This is a genomic window from Cupriavidus sp. FW306-1B-F12B (assembly GCF_058781795.1).
Genome location: NZ_JBYSXC010000015.1, coordinates 75879 through 89746, shown reverse-complemented (window position 1 = coordinate 89746; position 13868 = coordinate 75879). Strand labels below are relative to the sequence as shown.

The following is a 13868-nucleotide window of genomic DNA, read 5'->3' as shown; positions in this document are numbered from 1 at the left end:
TCGGTGGGGGGCTATCGTAACAAACCCGCCGGCGCGCGGGAACGCGGCGGCGGGTTCAAGGGCTCGATCGGGCCGAAGCTAGGCGATCACTGTGCCTGCTTGAGCTGCTCCAGGATGGCCGGATTCTCCAGCGTCGAGGTGTCCTGCGTGATTTCCTCTCCCTTGGCCAGCGACCGCAGCAGGCGCCGCATGATCTTGCCCGAGCGCGTCTTGGGCAGGTTGTCGCCAAAGCGGATGTCCTTGGGCTTGGCGATCGGGCCGATCTCCTTGCCGACCCAGTTGCGCAGTTCCGTCGCGATCTTGACGGCCTCTTCGCCAGTCGGACGCGAACGCTTGAGCACGACGAAGGCGCAGATGGCCTCGCCGGTCATGTCGTCGGGGCGGCCCACCACGGCGGCTTCGGCCACCAGCGGGTTGGCCACCAGCGCTGACTCGATCTCCATCGTGCCCATGCGGTGGCCCGACACGTTCAGCACGTCGTCGATGCGGCCCATGATGGTGAAGTAGCCGGTGTCCTTGTCGCGGATCGAGCCGTCGCCGGCCAGGTAGAGCTTGCCGCCGAGCTCTTCGGGGAAGTAGCTCTTCCTGAAGCGCTCCGGATCGCCCCAGATGGTGCGGATCATGGCCGGCCACGGACGCTTGACCACCAGGATGCCGCCGTTGCCGTTGGGCACGTCATGGCCGGTCTCGTCGACGATGGCGGCCATGATGCCCGGCAGCGGCAGCGTGCACGAACCCGGCACCAGCGGCGTCGCGCCCGGTAGCGGCGTGATCATGTGGCCGCCGGTTTCGGTCTGCCAGAAGGTGTCGACGATCGGGCAGCGCTCGTTGCCGATGTTCTTGTAGTACCACATCCAGGCTTCGGGGTTGATCGGCTCGCCCACGGTGCCGAGCAGGCGCAAGCTGGACAGGTCGTACTGCTTCGGGTGGATCTTCTCGTCGGCCTCGGCGGCCTTGATCAGCGAGCGGATCGCGGTCGGCGCGGTGTAGAAGATGCTGACCTTGTGGCGCGCAATCATGTCCCAGAAGCGGCCGGCGTGGGGGTACGTGGGCACGCCCTCGAACACCACCTGGGTCGCGCCGGCGGCCAGCGGGCCATAGGCGATGTAGGTATGACCGGTGACCCAGCCGATGTCCGCGGTACACCAGAACAGGTCGTCGGGCTTGATATCGAAGGTCCACTTCATTGTCATCAGCGCCCACAGCAGGTAGCCGCCGGTGCTGTGCTGCACGCCCTTGGGCTTGCCGGTGGAGCCGGAGGTGTAGAGCACGAACAGCGGGTGCTCGGCGCTCACCGGCTCGGCTTCGCAGGTATCCGGCTGGCCGGCGCTGACATCTTCCATCCAGCGGTCGCGGCTTTCGGTCCAGGCAACCTTGCCGCCGGTGCGGCGGTAGACGATCACGTTCCTGACGGCCTCGCAGCCACCCAGCGCCAGCGCATCGTCGGCGATGGCCTTGAGCGGCAGCGCCTTGCCGCCGCGCATCTGCTCGTCGGCGGTGATCAGCGCCACCGCGCCCACGTCCACCAGCCGCTCCTGCAGCGACTTGGCCGAGAAGCCGCCGAACACCACCGAGTGCGTGGCGCCCAGGCGTGCGCAGGCCTGCATCGCGACCACGCCTTCGACCGACATCGGCATGTAGATCACCACGCGGTCGCCCTTCTTGATGCCGAGCGCCCTCAGGCCGTTGGCGAAGCGGCACACCTTGCCATGCAGCTCGCGGTAGGTGACGCGCGTCACGGTGCCGTCATCGGCCTCGAACACGATCGCGACCTTGTCCGCATTGCCGTTCTGCAGATTGCGGTCCAGGCAGTTGTAAGAGGCGTTGAGCTCGCCGTCTTCGAACCACTTGTAGAACGGTGCGTTGCTTTCGTCCAGCACCTTGGTGAAGGGCTTGGTCCAGTGCAGCAGCTCGCGCGCGTGGCGCGCCCAGAAGCCTTCATAGTCACGCTCGGCTTCGTCGCACAGCGCCTGGTAGGCCTCCATGCTGGGGATCGCGGCCTGGCTGGCGAAGCCTTCCGGCGGGTTGAACACGCGATGCTCTTGCATCACCGATTCGATGGCGGACATAAGTTTGTCTCCTGATTTTGGACTGGCTTTGGCTGCCACGTTACGCCCGACGGCTTACTTAAACCTGACGGTAAGACCTGACGGTGGGCCTGGGTGTGCCTGCAACTTGTTGCAATGCAGCGGGAAAAATCCACGCACGCGCAGCGAAAGTGCAGCCTTCTCCATTAGGCTAGCACAGCTATAATCCGCGAGTTCCATACTTGATCGCGGCGCTTACCCTTGCCGCTCCCGCCGGCTCAGCACCCGCCGCGCCAAGGCGCCGCGGCGCCCGCCGGACGACCAAGGCCGTACCCGTGCCCGCCAATCCTTCAGCATTCTCCCCGGTCTACGCCCTCTTCCTGGTTGCCTCGATGGCGCTGGTCGGCAGCAACGTGGGCCTCGGCAAATCGATCATCGCGCATGTGCCGGTGCTGCTGTTCGCGCTGCTGCGTTTTGTCATTGCCATCGTCTGCCTGGCACCCTGGTACCGGCCCGCGCGCATGCGCCGGGTCTCGCGCGGGGAATGGCTGAACCTGTTCCTGCAGGCGTTCTTCGGCACCTTCCTGTTTACCCTGCTGATGCTCAATGGCGTGCGGCTGACCAGCGCCATGGCGGCCGGCGTGATCACCAGCACCATCCCGGCCACGGTGGCGATCCTGTCGTGGCTGCTGCTGCGCGAGCGGCTGTCGCGGCGCACGGTGGCATCGGTGCTGCTGGCGATGACCGGCATCGCCGTGCTGAATATCGCCCGGGGCGACGCGCACGGTGCCGGCAGCGGCAGCCAAGCATGGCTGGGCAACCTGATGATCATGGGCGCGGTGGTGTGCGAATCGATCTACGTGATCCTGTCGCGGCGGCTCACGCAGACGCTGGCCGCGATCGAGATCTGTGCCTACACGCATTTGATTGGCGGGCTGCTGATGCTGCCGCTGGGGCTGGTGCCGCTGCTGGACTTCGATGCGTCGCCGGTGCCCACGCAGACCTGGCTGATGCTGCTGTGGTATGCGCTGTCGGCCAGCGTGTTCTCGTTCTGGCTGTGGATGAAGGGCATCCGCCATGTGCCGGCGCAGCTGGCGGGGGTGTTCACCTCGGTGCTGCCGGTGGCGGCTGCCACCTACGGCATCGCCTTCCTGGGCGAGCAGCCGGGCTGGCCGCATGGGGTGGCGCTGGCGTGCGTGCTGGCCGGGATCGTGCTGGCCAGCTGGCCGGGGCGGATCGCGCGCGGCGCGTGGCGCGGCAAGGCGGCCGGCGCCGATCCCGGCGCCGCGGCCTGAGCCACGCCGGCGACGAACGGTTCGGTTACGGTCGGTAACAGCGCCCGGTCATCGGCGCTTGGTACAATCCACGCCGCCTTTCAACTCGCTGACACCGCCCCGCCCATGGCTTCCAATCCAATGACCAGGCCGCAGACCATGCGGCCGATCCCGAGCATCATCTTCGCGTCGCGCTGGCTGCAGTTGCCGCTTTACCTGGGCCTGATCGTGGCCCAGGGCGTCTATGTCTACCACTTCCTGGTCGAGGTCTGGCACCTGCTGGCGCATGTGACCGAGTTCGACGAGAACAAGATCATGCTGGTGGTGCTGGGCCTGATCGACGTGGTGATGATCTCCAACCTGCTGATCATGGTGATCGTGGGCGGCTATGAGACCTTTGTCTCGCGCCTGGGCATCGACAACCATCCGGACGAGCCGGAATGGCTGGACCACGTCAACGCCGGGGTGCTCAAGGTCAAGCTGTCGATGGCGCTGATCGGGATTTCGTCGATCCACCTGCTCAAGACCTTTATCGATGCCGAGCAACGGACCACGCACACCATCATGTGGCAGGTGGCCATCCATATTGCCTTCCTGCTGTCGGCGGTCGCCATGGCCTGGGTGGACCGGATGGTGTCGCACCCGGCCGGCGCACCTGCCAAGCACTAATCACATTCGTGCGCCATCGGACGCCTAGTCCCAGCCAGACCGCGGCCATGTGCCGCGGTTTTTGCTTTTGGGCCCGCCCCCGCGCAGGCAGCGGCGTTTGCCGCACATTATCGGTTGTAGACGGATGTATGCAGCCGGGCAGAGCGCCTCGGCTCAGTGTATGATTTCAGGCTGTGTTTCACCGCTGCCCTCCCCACAAAATGACTGTCATCAAGCAAGAAGACCTCATCCAGAGCGTCGCCGACTCCCTGCAGTACATCAGCTACTACCACCCGATGGACTACATCACCAGCCTGGGCCGCGCCTATGAGCTGGAGCAGAGCCCGGCGGCCAAGGACGCGATCGCGCAGATCCTGACCAACAGCCGCATGTGTGCCGAGGGCAAGCGCCCGATCTGCCAGGACACCGGCATTGTCACGATCTTCGTCAAGGTGGGGATGGACGTGCGCTGGGATGGCGCCACCATGGGCCTGACCGACATGATCAACGAGGGTGTGCGCCGCGGCTACACGCATCCGGACAACGTGCTGCGCGCCTCGATCGTCAGCCCGCCCGAAGGCGGCCGCAAGAACACCAAGGACAACACCCCGGCCGTGATCCACTACGAAGTGGTGCCGGGCAACACCGTCGACATCCAGGTCGCGGCCAAGGGCGGCGGCTCGGAGAACAAGTCCAAGTTCGTGATGCTGAACCCGTCCGACTCGATCGTCGACTGGGTGCTGAAGACCGTGCCGACCATGGGCGCCGGCTGGTGCCCGCCGGGCATGCTGGGCATCGGCATCGGCGGCACCGCCGAGAAGGCCATGGTGATGGCCAAGGAATCGCTGATGGAGTCCATCGACATTCAGGACATCATCGCCCGCGGCCCCAAGGACTGGGTCGAGGAACTGCGCGTCGAGCTGTACGAGAAGGTCAACGCGCTGGGCATCGGCGCGCAGGGCCTGGGCGGCCTGGCCACCGTGCTGGACGTCAAGATCATGGCCTGCCCGACCCACGCCGCGTCCAAGCCGGTCGCGATGATCCCCAACTGCGCCGCCACCCGCCACGTGCACTTCACGCTGGACGGCAGCGGCCCGGCCAAGCTGGAAGCGCCTGACCTGTCGCAATGGCCGAAGGTAGAGTGGGCCCCGAACACCGAGACCTCCAAGCGCGTCGACCTGAACACGCTGACGCCGGAAGAAGTCGCCTCGTGGAAGCCGGGCCAGACCCTGCTGCTCAACGGCAAGATGCTGACTGGCCGCGACGCCGCGCACAAGCGTATCGCCGACATGCTGGCCAAGGGCGAGAAGCTGCCGGTGGACTTCAAAAACCGCGTGATCTACTACGTCGGCCCGGTCGATCCGGTGCGCGACGAGGCCGTCGGCCCGGCCGGCCCCACCACCGCCACGCGCATGGACAAGTTCACCGAGATGATGCTGGCCGAAACCGGCCTGATCTCGATGATCGGCAAGGCCGAGCGCGGCCCGGTGGCGATCGAGGCCATCAAGAAGCACAAGTCGGCCTACCTGATGGCCGTGGGCGGCGCCGCCTACCTGGTGGCCAAGGCGATCAAGGAAGCCAAGGTGGTCGGCTTCGAAGACCTCGGCATGGAAGCGATCTACGAGTTCGACGTCAAGGACATGCCGGTGACGGTCGCCGTGGACAGCGAAGGCACCTCGGTGCACAAGACCGGCCCCGCGGAATGGCAGGCCAAGATCGGCAAGATCCCGGTCGCCGCGCTGTAAGCCTGGCAGGACGGTAGAATCTGCCGTCGCGCTCGAAAAAGAAGCCGGGTTCCGACCCGGTTTTTTTCTACCTTGATTCTTGTCGTCCCCGCACCCCAGTGAACCCCGCACCCATCGGCGTCTTCGATTCCGGCCTTGGCGGCCTGTCCGTGCTGCGCGAGATCCGCGCGCTGCTGCCCCATGAATCGCTGCTGTACCTGGCGGATTCAAAATACGCGCCCTATGGCGAGAAGCCCGAGGCCTTTGTCGAGGCGCGCACGCTGCAGGCCTGCGAATGGCTGCTTGGCCAGGGTTGCAAGGCGCTCGTGATCGCCTGCAATACCGCCACCATGCATGCAGTGCAGACACTACGCGAGCGGCTGACGGTGCCGATCATCGGCGTCGAGCCCGGCCTCAAGCCCGCCGCCGCGGCCAGCCGCAGCAAGGTCGTGGGCGTGCTGGCCACCGCCAATACCCTCAAGAGCGCCAAGTTCGCGCGGCTGCTGACATCGCTGGAAGGCGAAAGCCGCTTCCTGTGCGAGGCGGGCCTGGGGCTGGTGTCGCTGATCGAGCAAGGCGAGACCGACGGCCCGGCCGTGCGCCAGCGCCTGGATGCCTACCTGACGCCCATGCTGGAGGCAGGCGCCGACACGCTGGTGCTGGGCTGCACCCATTACCCTTTTCTCTCCGGCACGATCCGGGCGATGGTTGGCGACCAGCTGGCACTGGTCGACACCGGCAGCGCCATTGCGCGCCAGCTGGCACGCAAGCTGGCCGAACACAAGCTGGCCGCCGCGCCCGATGCCACGCCGCACGACCGCTTTGCCTCGACCAAGGACGCCGCGCATCTGCGCGCGATGGCAGCCACGCTGTTGCAGGTGGAAGCGGATGCGGAAACCGTGGTGATCGAGCCGGCGCCGGCGCTCTGACCTCTGAGCGGCGCCTTCCCCTACTGCAGGAAGCCCAGTGGCCGGTGCTCCCGCACCTCGGGCTTGATCGCGTGTTCCTGGCGCAGCTGTGCCAGGAACTCGTCCGGCGTCAGCGCCTCGCCCAACAGCACGCACTGGCGCTTGACCGTGGCGAAGTCGCCCGGCGTCAGGCAATCCATCGCATCCAGTTCACGGCGCATGCTGTCGGTCAGGCCGGCGGCATCGCCGTCGAGCGCCTCGTCGACAAACATCGCCACGCGCTGCGTGGGCTTGAGCGCCAGGAAGCGGATCTTGAAAGAGAAGCGGCGCAGCGCGGCCTCATCGATGCGGTCGAACAGGTTGGTAGTGCAGATAAAGATGCCGTTAAAGCGCTCCATGCCCTGCAGCATCTCGTTGACCTCGGAGATCTCATAATTGCGCACCGCCTGCTGGCGGCTCTGCATGAAGCTGTCGGCCTCATCCAGCAGCAGCACCGCCCCATCCTCTTCGGCGCGCGCGAACATGGCGGCGATCTGCTGCTCGGTCTCGCCCACATATTTGCTCATCAGGTCGGAGGCGCGGCGGATCATCAGCGGCAGGTCCAGCTCGGCCGCGATATGCTCGGCCAGCGCGGTCTTGCCGGTGCCGGGCGGGCCGTAGAAGCACAGCGTGCCGCGCTGGCGCACGCGCAGCGCGTCGACGATCTTGACCACCTCGTAGCGGGTTTCAAGGTGCAGGTTCTCCAGCCGGTAGTGCGTGACCACCGAGCGCGCCTCGGCCTCGGGGCGCAGCCCCATGGCGCGGTCGGCGTGTTCCAGCTGGCGCAGGATCAGCGCTTCCACCGGCTCTTCCACGTCGGGCCGCGCCAGCTCGACAAAGCGCGCGGCCGACTGCACCTGCGCCGGCGTCAGCGTCTTGCGCCCGGCCAGCCCGGTGATAAAGGCGTCGCTGACGTCCAGCCCGCCCAGGTGCTTGCGGATGATGTTCTCGCGCACCAGCGGCGGCGGGATCTTCAGCTCCAGGTGGAACTGGAAACGGCGCAGGTAGGCCGGGTCGATCTGCCGGATCGAATTCGAGATCCAGATCACCGGCACCGGGTTCTGCTCGAGCGTCTGGTTGACCCAGGCCTTGCCGTTGACCGAGGCGCGCGTGTCTTCCTGGCCGAACAGGCTCATCAGCTCGCGCGCGCTGCCCGGGAAGACGTCTTCCACCTCATCGAACAGCAGCGCGGTATGGGCACGCCCGCGCAGGAAGGCCTGCGACACCTGCAGCGAGCGGTAGCGGTCCTTGCCCGACAGGCTGTTGCCGTCGCGGTCCAGGCAATCGACTTCATACAGCTCGCAGCCCGCCTCGCGCGCCAGCAGCCGCGCAAACTCGGTCTTGCCGGTGCCGGGCGGGCCATAGATCAGCACGTTGACGCCGCTCGCATGCTGGCGCGTGGCATTGCTCAGCAGCGCGCACAGGTAGCGCGCGTCGGTCTCGACATGGGGATAGTCGGCCGTGGTCAGCGTGGGCGGCGCGGCCGGGCGCGTGAACACCGCCATCATCTCGGCTTCGTTGGCGTAGTTGCCCAGCAGCACGTGCAGCAGCCGGTCCGAGAGCCGCATCAGGTCGCCCAGGTCGGTCACGCTGTTTTCCGGCAGCGGCTGCTCGATCAGGTTCAGCGTCTCCAGCCGCGAGCCCGGCCGCAGCGAGGCAGCCACGTCGGCGGCGCCGGCGCCGGTCAGGCCGGCCAGGATCTGGAACGCCTCCTGGCTGTGCGCCACCTTGCAGTCGACCATCACCGCGCGCAGGTCGCGCTTGTACTTGGCCAGCGCCGCGTACAGCAGCAGCTTGCGCTCGTGCTCGGGCAGGTCCAGCACATGGCTGAGCATGTCGATATTGCGCACCAGCAGCACGCGCTCGCCTTCCAGGCGCTGGGCGATGGCAGCGGCGGACGCGTCGAACACGGCGAACATGTCCTTGGCGTGGTGCTTGACGTACTCGTCCAGGTAATAGAACAGCGCGCTCTCATCGAAAGCGCTGTTCCACTGTCCGTGGCGGTCCAGGAATTCCTCAGGGGTCAGGCGGGCGGTGCCCTTCCAGGCGGGCATGTCGGCGCAGCGCGCGGCCAGGAAGCGCTGCACGCGCAGCACCACGCCGTACGGCCACACCATCTCCTGCGCGCTGACGGTCAGGACATCGTTGATATTGCTGCGCAGGTTGAAACGCGGACCCAGTGCGCACACCACGCGCAGGGCAAACTGGGCGCACATCCAATCCAATGCTGAACTGGACGATGTGCCAGGCATGGAGCGCAGAATCGTCGATCGGTCATCTTCAGCAAAACGTGTGAAGTCCATGGACGGGTCCCCGAGCGCGCTGTGCGCGATGGCGGGGCCGCGACCGGACACCGCCACGTCTGCAGTTTCTTCCTATGCTAGCGCGCTTTGGTACCAACCGCGCATGCCTGTGCGCAACGGGCGCCGCCGATTGTGGCCTGGGGCACCGAAGCACGGCAAAGTGCCAGAGCGCGCCAGCGCGCGTGCACCGCTGCATCACCTCCCGAAATGCTGCCTGGACTTGCCGGTATAACGTGCCGGGCCAGAAAATTCCAGTTGCGACGCACAAATCACAACAAATAAGAATCATTATCGTTTATACTAGCCCGCTGACACGCTGCCCCAGAGTGGCGCTCCCACGGCAACCCAGTTGAAGGAGCGTTTATCATGGAATTGCTGCTTAGCCTGCTGGTCGGTTGCGGCATCTCGCTGATCCTGTTTTATCGCAAGTGACGGCGCACAGCGCCGCCGCGGTGCCACCGCTGGCAGACTTTTGTTGTTGACACATGTTCGACCAACGCTTCTTCAAGATTACGCTCGCCGTACTGCTGTTCCACGTCGGCCTGCTCTACCTGATCCAAAGCGGCCTGGGCCGCAAGCTGACCGAGGCGGTGATCTCGCCGGAAATCGTCGCGCGCATCATCCCGCTGGAGCCTCCCAAGCAGGAAGCCCCGCCGGAGCCGCCCAAACCCAAGCCCAAACAGGAAACCCCGCCCAAGCAGGTGAAGGTGACCACGCCCAAGCCGACCCCGCCGCAGCCCAAGCCAACCCCGCAGCCGGTAGCCAGCCTGCCGCCGACACCGAACGCGCCCGAGGCTCCTCCCGCGCCGCCGGCACCCCCGGCACCGGCACCTGAGCCCGCCCCTGCACCGGTATCCGCCGCGCCGCGTGCAGTCGGCATCGGCGAAATCCAGTGCACGGCGCCGCAACCGAAGTATCCTTCCCAGTCACGCCGCATGGGCGAGACCGGCAAGGCCGTGGTGCGCCTGACCACCGACGAAAGCGGCAAGGTCGTGAAGACTTCCGTCGTATCCTCGAGCGGTTCATCGCGCCTGGACCAGGCCGCGGTAGAGGCCGTGCAGGCCATGCGCTGCAAGCCTTACATGGACAACGGCCGCGCCGTCGCCGTCACGGCGCAGCAGCCGATCGGCTTCGAACTGAACTGACCGCCCCAGATTTCCGATCTCTGATCTGACCTAAACCAAGCGAACTCACCAGGAACCAACACATGCAGGACCTCGGACTCTCCCACCTCTGGACGCAAGGCGACTTCGTCATGCGTGCGACCGCGATCATTCTGCTGATCATGTCGCTCGCCTCATGGATCGTGATCCTTACCAAGGCGTGGGATCTGGTGCGCCTGAAGAAGATGGCGCACGGCGCGGAAAAGCGCTTCTGGCACTCGGACGATTTCGACCACGCGCTCGAAACCTTGGGCGCCGGCGATTCCAACCCGTTCCGCACGCTGGCCATCGCCGGCAAGGAAGCCGCCCAGCACCACCGCGCCAGCCAGCCGCAGCTGCACGACGTGATGGACATCTCCGACTGGCTGACCCGCTCGCTCAAGAGCTCCATCGACGAGTCGGTGGCGCACATGCAATCGGGCCTGGCGGTGCTGGCTTCGGTGGGCTCGACCGCACCGTTCGTGGGCCTGTTCGGCACCGTGTGGGGCATCTACCACGCGCTGATCGGCATCGGCGCCTCGGGCGTGCCGACCATCGACAAGGTTGCCGGCCCCGTGGGCGAGGCACTGATCATGACCGCCTTCGGCCTGGCCGTGGCAATTCCCGCCGTGCTGGGCTATAACGCCCTCACCCGCGGCAACAAGTCGGTGATCTCGAAGCTCAACCGCTTTGCCCACGACCTGCACGCCTACTTCGTCACCGGTGCGCGCGTGCGCCCCACCGGCGCCCGCGCCGAGGACGGCACCGTGCGCCTGGCCGCGGCACAGCGCTAAACCGCAAGCAAGGAAGTCATCATGGCATTCGGTACTCTCGACGGCGACGACGACGAGGTGATGAGCGAGATCAACATGACGCCGCTGGTCGACGTCATGCTGGTGCTGCTGATCATCTTCATCATCACCATCCCCGTGATCAACCACGCGGTGAAGATCGACCTGCCGCGCGCCACCAACACCCCGAACGACCCGAAGCCGCAGAACATCAACGTCTCGATCGACGCTGCCGGCAAGGTCTTCTGGAACCAGGTGGAAGTGGACCAGGCCACGCTGGCAAGCAATATCGCGTTGGCCGCGCAGCAGCAGCCGCAGCCTGAGCTGCACCTGCGCGCGGACCGCGAGGTGCGCTACGAGCGCGTGGCCGAAGTCATGGCCGCCGCGCAGCACGGCGGCCTGGGCAAGATCGGCTTTATCACCGAACCCAAGCAGTAAGCGCGCGCCGCCAGGCGCTCCGGAACGACAAAGGGCACCTCAGGTGCCCTTTGTCGTTGATGCCGCCGAGTCATTGCGCCAGCCTGTGCTGCGCCGCCTCTGGCGCCCCTTCCAACCGCACATGGTCGTTCCGCGAATCTTATCCAGAGGCTATTGTAATGATAACAATTCTCATTTAATATCTTTCCATCGACTGCGCCATAGCCGGCGCGCCCTTTTTGCAGAACGGAGCCAGAAGATGAGCACACTTTCCCTGCCGCTGTCGCAACCGCGTGAAGTCACCCGCCGCCGGCTGTCGCTGCGCCGCGTCGAGGTCGCCGCGCAACCGCGCCGCGAGGCCAGCGCGAAGGCGGCACCGTCGACCATCGCATCCGTGAAGTCCGCGGTGGCGGCCCTGCCCGCCCGGCTCGAGGCACTGGTGCGCGACAGCCTGTCGCCAGCGCCTGCCGGCGAGGCGGTGGCCCTGGACGCCATCATGCGTGGCGCCAGCACCCTGCCGATCCTGCACAACGGCGATGTCTACACGCTGCGCGTCACGCGCTACGGCAAGCTGATCCTGACGAAATGACGCGGCCCCGCGGCGATACCGCAAGGTTGAAGCCAGAGGGAAGCGACCGAGACCCGCGTTGGGCGCGGGTGCCACGTACGTGGCAGTAAAGACTTTTGTGGGGACCACCTCGGAACGAGGTGTTGGGCAGTAGCCAGGTACTGGTGCCGCGGGCGGGATTCAGACCCCACGCCGGGCCGACCGTACCCAGCCATGCCCTCTTTTATGCCGCCCCGCAGGCCATGCCTGCGGGGCCTTTTCATGCGCCGGCACAATGGCCGGCGCAAGGGCTTTACAGGCCCAGCGCAGCGATACCGGCACGCGCGATCTGCGCGTCTTCGGTCGACTTCACGCCCGACACGCCCACGGCACCGACCACCTGATCGTTGCAGACGATGGGCACGCCGCCCTCCAGCATGCCTTGCAGCACCGGCGCCGTCATGAACGAGTAGCGACCGTTGTTGATCATGTCTTCGTAGACCTTCGACTCGCGACGGCCCAGCGCCGAGGTACGGGCCTTTTCGCCGGCAATATAGGCCGAGATCGGCGCGGCACCATCCAGGCGCTGCATCGCCAGCAGATGGCCGCCATCGTCCACCACGACAATGGACACGGCCCATTGATGATTTTTCGCCTCGGTTTCCGCTGCGGCCATGATCTTCTTCACGTCGTCTGCCGTCAGAACCGTTTTTTGCTGCATGCCACTCTCCTGGTCATTCATTTGGTTAAGGCCGAAGTATAGCGCCGCACCCCCGCCATCGTCATGACAGGCGCCCCATTGCGGTGCGCCGGAGCGCGGGGAAAAACAAGAATGGCCCGCGCTTGGGCGGGCCATTCAACATAGACGGACAACAGCGATTCAGGCGCCGTCCGAGAACGGATCCGGCTTGCCAATGAGCGCGCCATCGGTGTACGGATCGGGCTTGGCGAGGCGGGCACCGTCGGTGAACGGATCAACCTTGCCCATCTTGGCACCATCGGTGTACGGGTCCGTCTTGCCGACCCTGGCGCCGTCCAGGTACGGATCGACCTTGCCGACGGCGGCAAATGCGGAGGTGGAAAGCGCGCCCAGCGCGGCCAGCGCTGCGACGGCAGCAACGGCTTGTGTGATCTTCATGGATATTCCCCTTGCTATTGTTGGTCGAGGCACCGTGCAGCACGTTGCAGTGCCGTCATCACGATGTCACACCGATAGTTTAGGGGGAAACCCTTATAACGATAGAGGTGACGCTTTGAGCAGTCTGTTCAAATAATTTGACTACTCTGACCAAGGGGGCGAATTTCCTGGAACTGGCTTCAGCGCCTCATGTCGCAGTGCGGCAGGAAAAAGGGAAAGGGCCCCGGAGGGCCCCTTCTCTTTCAAAAAGCTTGCGCAGGTCGAACGACGATCAGTCGTCGTGCCAACGGCCGTGGCCATGCCCATGCCGGTGGCCGTGCCCACGATGGTATCCCGGCGGGCCATAGTAGCCGCGGTGGCCGCCGTAATAGCGCGGCGGGCCGTAGTAGCCAGGACCGTAATAGACCGGACGCGGCCGCACCACCACCGGCGGCGGACCGTAGTAGACCGGCGCGGGCGCCACCACGACAGGCGGCGGTGCATAGTAAGCCGGGGCTGGCGGATAATAGGCGGGCGCGCCAACCACTACGCCCGGCACGCCGATTGCCACGCCGACGCTCACATGGGCCATTGCTGCCCCGGAAGCAAGCCCGGCTGCGACACCGAATGCTGCGAGCCACCAACGTTTCATATCCGCCTCTCAATGTGAGATTTCTCTTAATCCGTATTGTAGGGGTTCGGAATTTTCCAGGTGCAACGGCAAGGTCGACATTGTTACCAGCCGTAACAGTGGCGTCACTTTTTCGCGCGCCCGGCGCCCGCCGCAGTAACGCGCTTGCATCCGGGATGCCGAGCCACCACAATACCGGGCTTGCCGTGCGGCCGTGGAGAAATTGGTAGACTCAGCAGACTTAAAATCTGCCGCCTTTCCAGGCTTACGGGTTCGAGTCCCGTCGGCCGCACCAGGGTG

General features: G+C 65.7%; 13 protein-coding genes and 1 tRNA gene. 9 read left to right on the top strand and 5 right to left on the bottom strand.

What is annotated here, in order from left to right:
* Window positions 1-86 precede the first annotated feature (86 nt).
* Entirely contained in the window at window positions 87-2069 is a 1983-nt protein-coding gene (gene acs, locus AC3WLE_RS23245) for an acetate--CoA ligase (RefSeq protein WP_492320557.1), read from the bottom strand.
* A 293-nt stretch (window positions 2070-2362) separates the two neighbouring features.
* Between acs and AC3WLE_RS23240 the strand changes: the two genes are divergently transcribed.
* The 4 genes from AC3WLE_RS23240 to murI all read left to right on the top strand — a co-directional run bounded on the left by AC3WLE_RS23240 (window position 2363) and on the right by murI (window position 6602).
* Complete coding sequence (locus AC3WLE_RS23240) at window positions 2363-3322, top strand: DMT family transporter (RefSeq protein ID WP_492320556.1); 960 nt, start codon at window positions 2363-2365, stop codon at window positions 3320-3322.
* A 105-nt stretch (window positions 3323-3427) separates the two neighbouring features.
* Window positions 3428-3970 carry a TIGR00645 family protein gene (locus tag AC3WLE_RS23235; protein ID WP_340521633.1) on the top strand — a complete coding sequence of 181 codons (543 nt, stop codon included), beginning with the start codon at window positions 3428-3430 and terminating at the stop codon, window positions 3968-3970.
* 200 nt (window positions 3971-4170) lie between these two features.
* The gene (locus AC3WLE_RS23230) at window positions 4171-5694 is read left to right on the top strand and encodes a fumarate hydratase (protein WP_010814713.1); all 1524 of its coding nucleotides are present in this window, start codon (window positions 4171-4173) and stop codon (window positions 5692-5694) included.
* 98 nt (window positions 5695-5792) lie between these two features.
* Window positions 5793-6602 carry a glutamate racemase gene (gene murI / locus AC3WLE_RS23225; RefSeq protein WP_340521636.1) on the top strand — a complete coding sequence of 270 codons (810 nt, stop codon included), beginning with the start codon at window positions 5793-5795 and terminating at the stop codon, window positions 6600-6602.
* Between the two features lie 20 nt (window positions 6603-6622).
* Here murI and AC3WLE_RS23220 read toward each other — a convergent pair whose 3' ends face one another.
* Window positions 6623-8923, bottom strand: a complete 2301-nt coding sequence (locus tag AC3WLE_RS23220; RefSeq protein WP_492320555.1) for an AAA family ATPase — start codon at window positions 8921-8923, stop codon at window positions 6623-6625.
* Between the two features lie 485 nt (window positions 8924-9408).
* Between AC3WLE_RS23220 and AC3WLE_RS23215 the strand changes: the two genes are divergently transcribed.
* From AC3WLE_RS23215 to AC3WLE_RS23200, 4 genes are all read left to right on the top strand, one after another.
* Window positions 9409-10068, top strand: a complete 660-nt coding sequence (locus tag AC3WLE_RS23215; protein ID WP_492320554.1) for an energy transducer TonB — start codon at window positions 9409-9411, stop codon at window positions 10066-10068.
* Between the two features lie 62 nt (window positions 10069-10130).
* The gene (locus AC3WLE_RS23210) at window positions 10131-10859 is read left to right on the top strand and encodes a MotA/TolQ/ExbB proton channel family protein (protein WP_492320553.1); all 729 of its coding nucleotides are present in this window, start codon (window positions 10131-10133) and stop codon (window positions 10857-10859) included.
* Window positions 10860-10880: 21 nt separating this feature from the next.
* Window positions 10881-11294, top strand: coding sequence for an ExbD/TolR family protein (locus AC3WLE_RS23205; RefSeq protein WP_010814707.1), 414 nt, complete (start codon window positions 10881-10883; stop codon window positions 11292-11294).
* Between the two features lie 238 nt (window positions 11295-11532).
* Window positions 11533-11862: a hemin uptake protein HemP gene (locus AC3WLE_RS23200; RefSeq protein ID WP_010814706.1), complete on the top strand. Its 330-nt coding sequence runs from the start codon at window positions 11533-11535 to the stop codon at window positions 11860-11862.
* A 271-nt stretch (window positions 11863-12133) separates the two neighbouring features.
* Here the strand turns inward: AC3WLE_RS23200 and AC3WLE_RS23195 are convergent, their stop codons facing one another.
* The 3 genes from AC3WLE_RS23195 to AC3WLE_RS23185 form a co-directional block, all read right to left on the bottom strand.
* Window positions 12134-12541, bottom strand: a complete 408-nt coding sequence (locus AC3WLE_RS23195; protein WP_010814705.1) for a heme-binding protein — start codon at window positions 12539-12541, stop codon at window positions 12134-12136.
* A gap of 159 nt (window positions 12542-12700) precedes the next feature.
* Window positions 12701-12958 carry a hypothetical protein gene (locus AC3WLE_RS23190; RefSeq protein WP_492321725.1) on the bottom strand — a complete coding sequence of 86 codons (258 nt, stop codon included), beginning with the start codon at window positions 12956-12958 and terminating at the stop codon, window positions 12701-12703.
* 271 nt (window positions 12959-13229) lie between these two features.
* Complete coding sequence (locus AC3WLE_RS23185) at window positions 13230-13589, bottom strand: hypothetical protein (protein WP_492321724.1); 360 nt, start codon at window positions 13587-13589, stop codon at window positions 13230-13232.
* A gap of 187 nt (window positions 13590-13776) precedes the next feature.
* On the opposite strand from AC3WLE_RS23185, the gene AC3WLE_RS23180 reads away from it, so the two are divergent.
* Window positions 13777-13863: transfer RNA gene (locus tag AC3WLE_RS23180), tRNA-Leu, on the top strand.
* Window positions 13864-13868 lie beyond the last annotated feature (5 nt).

Excerpts from the sequence above, each read along its gene's own strand:
- acs (WP_492320557.1), bottom strand. The coding sequence starts at position 2,069 with ATGTCCGCCATCGAATCGGTGATGCAAGAGCATCGCGTGTTCAACCCG.
- AC3WLE_RS23235 (WP_340521633.1), top strand. The coding sequence starts at position 3,428 with ATGGCTTCCAATCCAATGACCAGGCCGCAGACCATGCGGCCGATCCCG.
- AC3WLE_RS23230 (WP_010814713.1), top strand. The coding sequence starts at position 4,171 with ATGACTGTCATCAAGCAAGAAGACCTCATCCAGAGCGTCGCCGACTCC.
- AC3WLE_RS23220 (WP_492320555.1), bottom strand. The coding sequence starts at position 8,923 with ATGGACTTCACACGTTTTGCTGAAGATGACCGATCGACGATTCTGCGC.
- AC3WLE_RS23215 (WP_492320554.1), top strand. The coding sequence starts at position 9,409 with ATGTTCGACCAACGCTTCTTCAAGATTACGCTCGCCGTACTGCTGTTC.
- AC3WLE_RS23210 (WP_492320553.1), top strand. The coding sequence starts at position 10,131 with ATGCAGGACCTCGGACTCTCCCACCTCTGGACGCAAGGCGACTTCGTC.
- AC3WLE_RS23205 (WP_010814707.1), top strand. The coding sequence starts at position 10,881 with ATGGCATTCGGTACTCTCGACGGCGACGACGACGAGGTGATGAGCGAG.
- AC3WLE_RS23200 (WP_010814706.1), top strand. The coding sequence starts at position 11,533 with ATGAGCACACTTTCCCTGCCGCTGTCGCAACCGCGTGAAGTCACCCGC.
- AC3WLE_RS23195 (WP_010814705.1), bottom strand. The coding sequence starts at position 12,541 with ATGCAGCAAAAAACGGTTCTGACGGCAGACGACGTGAAGAAGATCATG.
- AC3WLE_RS23190 (WP_492321725.1), bottom strand. The coding sequence starts at position 12,958 with ATGAAGATCACACAAGCCGTTGCTGCCGTCGCAGCGCTGGCCGCGCTG.
- AC3WLE_RS23185 (WP_492321724.1), bottom strand. The coding sequence starts at position 13,589 with ATGAAACGTTGGTGGCTCGCAGCATTCGGTGTCGCAGCCGGGCTTGCT.